The organism is Flavobacterium sp. UBA6195, from assembly GCF_002422095.1.
Classification (GTDB): Bacteria; Bacteroidota; Bacteroidia; order Flavobacteriales; family Flavobacteriaceae; genus Flavobacterium.
Genome location: NZ_DITB01000044.1, coordinates 1 through 8578 on the forward strand (window position 1 = coordinate 1; position 8578 = coordinate 8578).

The following is an 8578-nucleotide window of genomic DNA, read 5'->3' on the forward strand; positions in this document are numbered from 1 at the left end:
AAGAAATCAGCTGTCCGAAAACAGATTTACTGGAAAAATAATTACTTTTACTCATCGTATTTTGTATGTCGAAACACAAATTTACGATTCTTTTAAAGAAGCCATCTTTTTGGCTTCTTTTTTATCGGACAACAATGTTATTTATTATATAAGTAATAATCTTAACTCTTCAATGACTAATCACTTTTCGCTATCAGAAATTAATTCTTCAGGAACAGTTACAAATCAATGGCATTATCCTAATGCCATAGAAAATGATTTAATAATCACTAAATTAATTTGCACGCAAGATGGTGGGTTTTTAGCTATTGGAAGTTTAAATGAAAACGGATGGATAACCAAAATAGATATATTTAAGAACATACAATGGACAAGATTGTTAAATAACAACTTAGACTTATTTGGTGTTATTGAAGCAAGCGATGGTACTTTAGTTGTGGCAGGAAATATTGCAGAAAACAGTAATCCATCATCTAGTGATTTTTATATGGCAAAATTATCTCAGAACAACAATTTAATATGGGAAAGAACTTATGGGAGCATAGAACATGAATTTGCAAATGCTGTTGCTGAATTAACAAACGGAAATTACTTATTAGTTGGAGGTAAGGTATACAACAATAACTCAGGTCAAGCTCATGTTTGGTCTGTAGCCACAGATTCTTTTGGTAACCAAATTTCGGAAACCGAAATCACAAACAATCAATTTAGCTACTTTCAAGCTAATATAATCCCAGAACTAAATGGCGGTTATACTTTAGGAATTACCTCTATTTGTAATGATGAAACAAACTCACAATCATTTATTATAAAAAATTTTAATACTAATCATCAAACCGTATGGCAATATTGCGGTAGTAGAGGAAACCTCTTAGATATTATAAAAACTAATGAAGGTAATTATATTACTATAGGAGATGAATACAATTCTACAACCACATCAAGCTTACCAAAAGCCATGAAAATAGGTTGGGAACCTTTATCTACTCCAAATTTTGAAAACAGCGTGAGTCTTTATCCTAATCCGGCACAAGATTTTATTACTATAAAAAATAATTTTTCTGAAAATCAAACAGTAGTTATCTATAACGTTGCAGGGCAAACCATCATGAAACAAGAAATCAACCAAAACGAAAACAGCTTAGATGTTACAAAACTGGCAAGCGGGATTTATTTTGTTCAACTCCCTAATAATAATACTACATTGAAATGGATTAAAGAGTAGTTAAAACTATTTTAAAATACAAAAGCACAAATTCTAATGAGTTTGTGCTTTTTTTTATTTTTATTAATTGAAAAATTACTTCGCTTTCGCCATAAATTCTTCTGCTTTTTCTACCATGTTTTTACTTCCGCAGAAGAATGGAACACGTTGGTGTAATTCTGTGGGTTGAATTTCCATGATTCTTTTGTAACCGTCAGAAGCTTTTCCGCCTGCTTGTTCAGCTATGAATGCCATTGGATTACATTCGTATAACAAACGTAATTTTCCGTTTGGAGCTTTTGAACTGGTTGGATATAAATAAATTCCGCCTTTAATCATATTTCTATGGAAATCAGAAACTAAACTTCCTATATACCTTGAAGTATAAGGTCTATCTCCTTCTTCCAACTGGCAATATTTGATATAATCTTTCACACCTTGAGGAAAATGAACGTAATTTCCTTCGTTAATCGAGTAAATTTTTCCGTCTTCCGAATATTTCATATCAGGATGCGACAAATAGAACGTTCCGATAGCTGGATTCAATGTAAATCCGTTTACACCATCACCTGTCGTATATACTAACATGGTTGATGTTCCATAAATTACATAACCTGCTGCTACTTGATTTACGCCTGGTTGCAAGAAATCTTCAATAGTTACAGGAGTTCCAACAGGAGTAACTCTTCTGAAAACTGAGAATATTGTTCCAACCGAAACATTCACATCAATATTCGAAGAACCATCTAATGGATCCATCAAAACTACATATTTGTTGTTGTGTGAATTATCTGAACCTGCCACAGTGATGAAATCGTCGTTTTCTTCAGAAGCAATTCCGCAAACAATTTCACGGTTAATTAAGGTTTGAATAAAAACTTCGTTTGCGTAAACATCTAATTTTTGTTGGTCTTCTCCTTGAATGTTTTGTTCTCCAGCAGCGCCTACGATATCTACTAATCCGGCTTTGTTTACTTTGTAATTTACCACTTTCGCGGCTAAACGAATAGAATTGATGATTCGAGATAATTCTCCTGTTGAGTACTGAAACGAATTTTGGTGTTCAATAATAAATTCGCCTAAGGTTCTATTTCTTTCTTCCATTATGAAAACGATGTAGTTGTGTTTAAGGCACAAATATCGGTAAATTTGTGAAATGTTAGAATTAATTTGAAAAGATGTTTAAGTTAATTTTACTTTTGTAAAAAATTACGAAAAATGATTATCAGAAAAGCCACAAAAAATGACATACCTTCGGTTTTAGAATTGATTCAGGAATTAGCCACTTTTGAAAAAGAACCTGATGCTGTTGTGGTTACCGTTGACGATTTGGTTCGTGATGGTTTTTCAGAAAATCCGCTTTTTCAATGTTTTGTTGCCGAAGTTGAAAACGAGATCATCGGAATGGCTTTGTACTATTATCGTTATTCGACTTGGAAAGGAAAAACCATCCATTTAGAAGATTTAATTGTAAAAGAAAACAAACGCGGAACAGGTGCCGGATTTGCACTTTACAAAGAAATCATCAAACAAGGAAAATCCGAAAATGTCCGCCGAATCGAATGGAATGTTTTAGATTGGAACACACCAGCCATCGATTTCTATGAAAAATCGGGTGCTAAAGTTTTAGGCGATTGGCGTGTGGTTCATATGGACGACAAAGGAATTGAACAATTTTTAAACACAACTATATAATTCTTCAAAATGAAAATTTTTAAATTTGGAGGTGCATCGGTTAAAGATGCCGAAGGCGTAAAAAACGTATTACATGTTTTAAACACGGTAGGACACGAAGATGTTTTGTTGGTAATTTCTGCCATGGGAAAAACCACAAATGCTTTGGAAGTAGTCATCAAAAATTACTTTGATAAATCAAAGGAATTGCACGCCTCGCTTCAGGAAGTTCGCAAGTACCACAACCAAATTTTATTAGACTTATTTGAAGACGAAGAGCACGATGTGTTTTTTGATGTCAATGCGCATTTTGATGATTTAGAATATTTTATTCGTAGTAATAAATCGCCAAATTATAGTTTTGTTTACGACCAAGTGGTGAGTATTGGAGAATTAGTTTCTACCACAATTGTAAGTCATTATTTTAATTATAGTGGCTTAAAAAACAATTGGATTGATGTTCGCCCCTTAATTAAAACCGATAATAATTACCGCGATGCGCAAGTAGATTGGGAAACCACTCAAAAATTAATTTCAAAAGGCGTTAAAAAGAAAACTTTGAACATTACACAAGGATTTTTAGGTTCAGATGAGAATAATTTTACGACTACTTTAGGTCGTGAAGGTTCGGATTATACGGCTGCGATTTTTGCGTATTGTTTAGGTGCCGAAAGCGTTACCATATGGAAAGACGTTCCCGGAGTTTTAAATGCCGATCCAAGATATTTTGAAAATGCGGTTTTGTTGAACCAAATATCCTACAGAGAAGCGATTGAATTAGCGTTTTACGGAGCTTCGGTTATTCACCCAAAAACGTTACAACCTTTACAAAAAAAGGAAATTCCGTTGTATGTAAAATCGTTTATCAATCCAACATTAGCAGGAACAAGCGTTTCAAAAGGTGCTGATTTAGAACCTAAAACATCTTGTTTCATCGTTAAGAAAAACCAATTGTTATTATCGTTATCGTCAATTGATTTCGATTTTATCATGGAAAATCACATTAGTGAGATTTTTGGATTATTTTCGAAATATAAAATCAAAGTGAATTTAATTCAAAATACGGCAATTAGTTTCTCCGTTTGTATCGAAGATAAATACAACACTTTTGAAGAGTTACGAAAAGTATTGGCAAAAAAATTCAAAGTTTCGTATAACGAAAATGTATCGTTGTACACTATCAGACATTTTGATGAAAACGCTGCTAAAGTAGTAGAAACGAATAAAACGATATTGTTGCGTCAGATTTCGAGAGAAACGATGCAAGTGATTATAAAGGAGTAGTTTAATTTGGCAATTAGACTATTAGTCGATGTGCCAATTAATAAAAATACTTTTGCTAACTTTATAAAAAAGTTTAGACATGAAAATCAAAGATTTAGATAAATATACCAATGCCGAAAAAATTCTTTTGGCAGAAGAACTTTGGGAAAGTGTTTCGAAAAATAAATTAGAATTGTCTGATGCAATGAAACAAGAATTAGACCGAAGAATTTTATTGGTAGAAGAAGACAAAACTGAATTTTACACTTGGGAAGACGTTAAGAATTATATTAGAAAATAAATTACCACAGATTCACAGATTACTATTTAAAAATCTGCGAATCTGCGGTTCAAATAAAATCATTCCTTTTTTCCAACAATAAATACTACTTTTGAAGATTCGGAGTTATAGTATTTATGCAAAAAATTGTTTTTTTAGCGGGATTTCTGTTGTGTTTTTTGGGCGGTTTTGCTCAGGAAACGTTACAATCGTATCCAACTAAAAAAATTGCGTTTTCAAAAGATACGATTTCGATAGAAAAATTTAGTTTGAACAATTCCTTTTTTGAAATTAAAGACAAAAATGGAAAAGTCATCGACACAAGCTTTTATAAAGTAAATTTCCAAAAAGGAACGGTAGTTTTTACTAAAGAAATCAACACTTCTGATTCATTAATTGTTCGCTATTCGAAATTTCCTGATTTTTTAACAAAGACCTATTCCATCTACGATGACGATAAAGTGGTTTCCAACGAAGCGGGAAAATTAGTCGTTTTCAAAAAAGACAAAAACACTAAATTCAAACCTTTTGATGGATTGAATACTTCGGGAAGTATTACACGTGGCGTTACGATTGGAAACAATCAAAATACGGTGGTAAATTCAAATTTAGATTTACAAATCACAGGTAAAATTTCCGATAAAGTGAGTTTGCGTGCTTCCATTCAAGACAGTAATATTCCGTTGCAAGAAGGCGGTTATTCGCAGAAACTAGATGAATTTGACCAAATTTTCATCGAATTATTTTCCGATAAATGGAACATTCGCGCGGGTGATTTATTTCTGGAAAATCGAAAATCAGCTTTCTTAAATTTTAACAAAAAAGTACAAGGTTTAGCCACTCGCTTCACTTTTGGAACACCTAATAAAAAAACCGAAGTCATTGCATCTGGTGCTTTGGTTCGTGGACAATATGCCCGAAGTTCATTCGTCGGACAAGAAGGCAATCAAGGTCCGTATAAATTGCGAGGCAATAATAATGAGTTGTACGTTTTAGTAATTTCAGGTTCTGAACGGGTTTATGTCAACGGAATTTTGAAAACTCGTGGCGAAAACCACGATTATATCATTGATTATAACGCTGGGGAAATCATTTTTACTTCGCTATTTCCGATAACTTCTGAAATGCGAATCAACGTAGAATATCAGTATACCGATAGAAATTTTACTCGATTTATTACTTATGGCGGCATTTCGCACGAGCGAGAAAATTGGCAAATTGGCGGTTATTTCTATTCGGAAAGTGATGTGAAAAATCAGCCTTTACAACAAAATTTATCTTCGGAACAAATTGCCATTTTGCAAAACGCTGGCGATGATATTTCGCAAATGAACGGACCTTCTGCTTATTTAGACACGTATTCTGAAAATAAAATTTTGTATCGAAAAGTATTGATTGGTGGCGTTGAAGTGTTTGAATATTCGAACAATCCAACAGACGAATTGTACAATGTGCGATTTTCGTTGGTAGGAAATAATCAAGGGAATTACATTTTAGCAAACAACCAGGCGGTTGGTAAAATTTATCAATATGTGGCGCCAATAGCTGGAATTCCGCAAGGAAATTATGAACCAATTGTTCGATTGATTGCACCTACAAAAATTCAAATGGCAACGGTTTTAGGAAAATACAATCCAAGTGAGAAAACACTTTTAGATTTTGAAGTAGCATTAAGCAACAGCGACCAAAATTTATATTCGAATTTAGACGACAATAACAACAAAGGTTTTGCAGGAAAATTTAATGGAAAACAACGCCTTTTTGACGGAAAAACCAAGATTGATGCGTTTGCCAATTATCAGTTGGTACAAGAAAATTTCAAAACCATTGAACGTTTGTACAACATTGAATTTAATAGAGATTGGAACATCACTTCTACTTTTTTGGGGAATCAAAGTTTTTTAACTTCGGGATTGGATTTTAATTTCAATAACAAAGGAAAAGCGATTTATCAATTTGAAAATTTAGCTTTTGGCGATGCTTTTTTGGGAAACAAACACACTTTAACAGGAAGATATGCTACCAAAAAATGGATGATTTGGAGTAATTCGAGCATAATGAAAAACGATTCTGAACTTTCAAATTCGTCTTTTGCTAGAAGTCAAAATCGTTCGTCGTATAAATTGGGTAAAATTTGGGTTGGTGCTACAGTAAATTTGGAAGATAATTTTGATAAACTGAAGGCAACCAATACATTTTCGGCCTTGAGCCAACGTTTTTTAGAATATGGCGCTTTTGTGGGAAGAGGCGATTCGACTAAAGTTTTTGTGGAATTAGGATTTTTGCAACGTCAGAATGACAGTTTGCAAAACAATCGCATAGAGCGCGTGAATCATTCGAATTCGTATTATTTGAAATCGCAATTGATTAAAACCGAAAAAAGCAATTTGAGTGTATTTTTGAATTATCGCACCTTGAAATATGAAGATTCAAGTTTAAAAGACGAACCTTCGTTAAATTCACGAATTTTATATTCGGACAGATATTTTGGGCAATTAATTCAAACAACAACCGCTTATGAAACAAGCTCTGGAACGATTGCCCAACAAGAATTTACCTATTTGCAAGTAGAACCTGGACAAGGCGTTTACATGTGGAACGATTACAATGGCAACGGAATTCAGGAATTGCAAGAGTTTGAAATTGCTCCTTATTCTGATTTAGCGATTTACGTTCGGGTATTTTTACCGAATCAAGTTTTTGTTCGAACGCATCAGAATAAATTTTCTCAAGCGTTGAATTTCAATTTTAATCAATGGCAAAATGAGACTGGTTTTAAGAAATTCGCTTCACATTTTTACAATCAAACTTCGTTTTTAATAGAACGTAGAATTCGAAGAGATGGTTCTAATTTCGACTTGAATCCGTTTTCAAAAAACGATGATGAGTTGATTGGTTTGAACACAAATTTTAGAAATAGTTTGTTTTTTAATCGTGGAAAACAATATCATTCCACCACTTATTCTTTCTTAATTAATGAAAGTCAAAATTTGCTTTCTGTGGGAAGTGTTGCAACTAAAAATCAATCGCATCAGTTGCAATATCAGCATTTGGTAAAGAAAAGTTGGTTGTTTAATTTTTCGGGAAGCACCACTTTAACGGAATCAACTTCTGAGAGTTATCCAAATCGAAATTTTGAAATTGAAAGTTATCAACTAGAGCCAAAAATCGGGTATTTGTTTTCTAAAAATGCGAGTTGGGATGTTTTTTATGAATACCAACAAAAAGAAAATCAAATTGGCGCTTTTGAAACCTTAAAACAAACTCGTTTAGGAACCTCATTTACCTTCAACAGCGAAAAAGGATTTAGCATGAATGGCGAATTTTCTATGTATAACAATTCGTATAATGGAAATCTGTTATCAGCAGTTGGGTTTCAAATGTTAGAAGGCTTACAACCAGGAAAAAATCAAACTTGGCGTTTACTTTTACAGAAAAATTTGACCCAATATTTAGATATCAATATTAATTATCAAGGCAGAAATAGCGAAACGAGTAAGACGATTCATGCTGGAAATATACAATTAAGGGCGTTTTTTTAGTTAATTATTGGTATTAATTCATAAATTTACAAATTATTATTACATCAAATTCACTATGATAAAAAATATAATTTTTCTCACAATTTTCATTTTTTCACAAATAGGTTTTTCTCAACTTAGCAATAAACATTGGATTCCACCTTTACATTCTAGAGATATTACCGCAATTCAGGATCATTATATTTATCTTTCTACTCCAGAAACCACTCCTTTTACAGTAACAATTACGGATGGTTTGGGAACGCCTATTACAGGTTCTCCATTTACAATATCGGCTACAAGTCCAGTTTCTGTATTGATTGGCAATGGCAGTAATACTAAAATGTTTGTAGACATTAGTAGAGTAAATACAGTTTTAATTGATAGAGGATTAATACTTGAAGGTAGTAAAGATTTTTATGTTAGTTTTAGAATGAGACATACAAGTCATGCTGAAACATTGATTTCTAAGGGTATCTCTGGCAAAGGAAAGAACTTTAGAGTAGGGTATATGATTAATGATTTAATAGATAATAGAAAATCATTCGTTACGAGTTTAATGGCAACCGAAGACGGTACAAGCGTTAGTTTAACAGGGTATGATACTAATGTTACTTTTGCAACAAGTTCAGGTGT

The 8578-nt window shown here is 32.9% G+C and carries 6 protein-coding genes and 1 pseudogene; 6 read left to right on the top strand and 1 reads right to left on the bottom strand.

Going from position 1 to position 8578, the window contains the following annotated elements; translation table 11 throughout:
- Positions 1–1225 (top strand): T9SS type A sorting domain-containing protein (locus B4I81_RS03575; protein WP_291107662.1); only part of this gene is annotated, 1225 nt, incomplete at its 5' end.
- A 75-nt stretch (positions 1226–1300) separates the two neighbouring features.
- On the opposite strand, the gene fbp is transcribed toward B4I81_RS03575, so the two are convergent.
- Positions 1301–2308, bottom strand: a complete 1008-nt coding sequence (gene fbp / locus B4I81_RS03580) for a class 1 fructose-bisphosphatase (RefSeq protein WP_291107665.1) — start codon at positions 2306–2308, stop codon at positions 1301–1303.
- Between the two features lie 114 nt (positions 2309–2422).
- Here fbp and B4I81_RS03585 point away from each other — a divergent pair, with 114 nt between their 5' ends.
- From B4I81_RS03585 to B4I81_RS03605, 5 genes and pseudogenes are all read left to right on the top strand, one after another.
- Positions 2423–2899 (top strand): GNAT family N-acetyltransferase, encoded by a 477-nt coding sequence (locus tag B4I81_RS03585; protein WP_291107668.1) that lies wholly within the window; start codon positions 2423–2425, stop codon positions 2897–2899.
- Between the two features lie 9 nt (positions 2900–2908).
- Positions 2909–4162 (top strand): aspartate kinase, encoded by a 1254-nt coding sequence (locus B4I81_RS03590; RefSeq protein ID WP_291107671.1) that lies wholly within the window; start codon positions 2909–2911, stop codon positions 4160–4162.
- A gap of 79 nt (positions 4163–4241) precedes the next feature.
- The gene (locus tag B4I81_RS03595) at positions 4242–4442 is read left to right on the top strand and encodes an addiction module protein (RefSeq protein ID WP_291107674.1); all 201 of its coding nucleotides are present in this window, start codon (positions 4242–4244) and stop codon (positions 4440–4442) included.
- Positions 4443–4558: 116 nt separating this feature from the next.
- Entirely contained in the window at positions 4559–7963 is a 3405-nt protein-coding gene (locus B4I81_RS03600) for a hypothetical protein (RefSeq protein WP_291107677.1), read from the top strand.
- A 55-nt stretch (positions 7964–8018) separates the two neighbouring features.
- Positions 8019–8578: pseudogene (locus B4I81_RS03605) on the top strand (hypothetical protein); the annotation flags it as partial.

Excerpts from the sequence above, each read along its gene's own strand:
- fbp (WP_291107665.1), bottom strand. The coding sequence starts at position 2,308 with ATGGAAGAAAGAAATAGAACCTTAGGCGAATTTATTATTGAACACCAA.
- B4I81_RS03585 (WP_291107668.1), top strand. The coding sequence starts at position 2,423 with ATGATTATCAGAAAAGCCACAAAAAATGACATACCTTCGGTTTTAGAA.
- B4I81_RS03590 (WP_291107671.1), top strand. The coding sequence starts at position 2,909 with ATGAAAATTTTTAAATTTGGAGGTGCATCGGTTAAAGATGCCGAAGGC.
- B4I81_RS03595 (WP_291107674.1), top strand. The coding sequence starts at position 4,242 with ATGAAAATCAAAGATTTAGATAAATATACCAATGCCGAAAAAATTCTT.
- B4I81_RS03600 (WP_291107677.1), top strand. The coding sequence starts at position 4,559 with ATGCAAAAAATTGTTTTTTTAGCGGGATTTCTGTTGTGTTTTTTGGGC.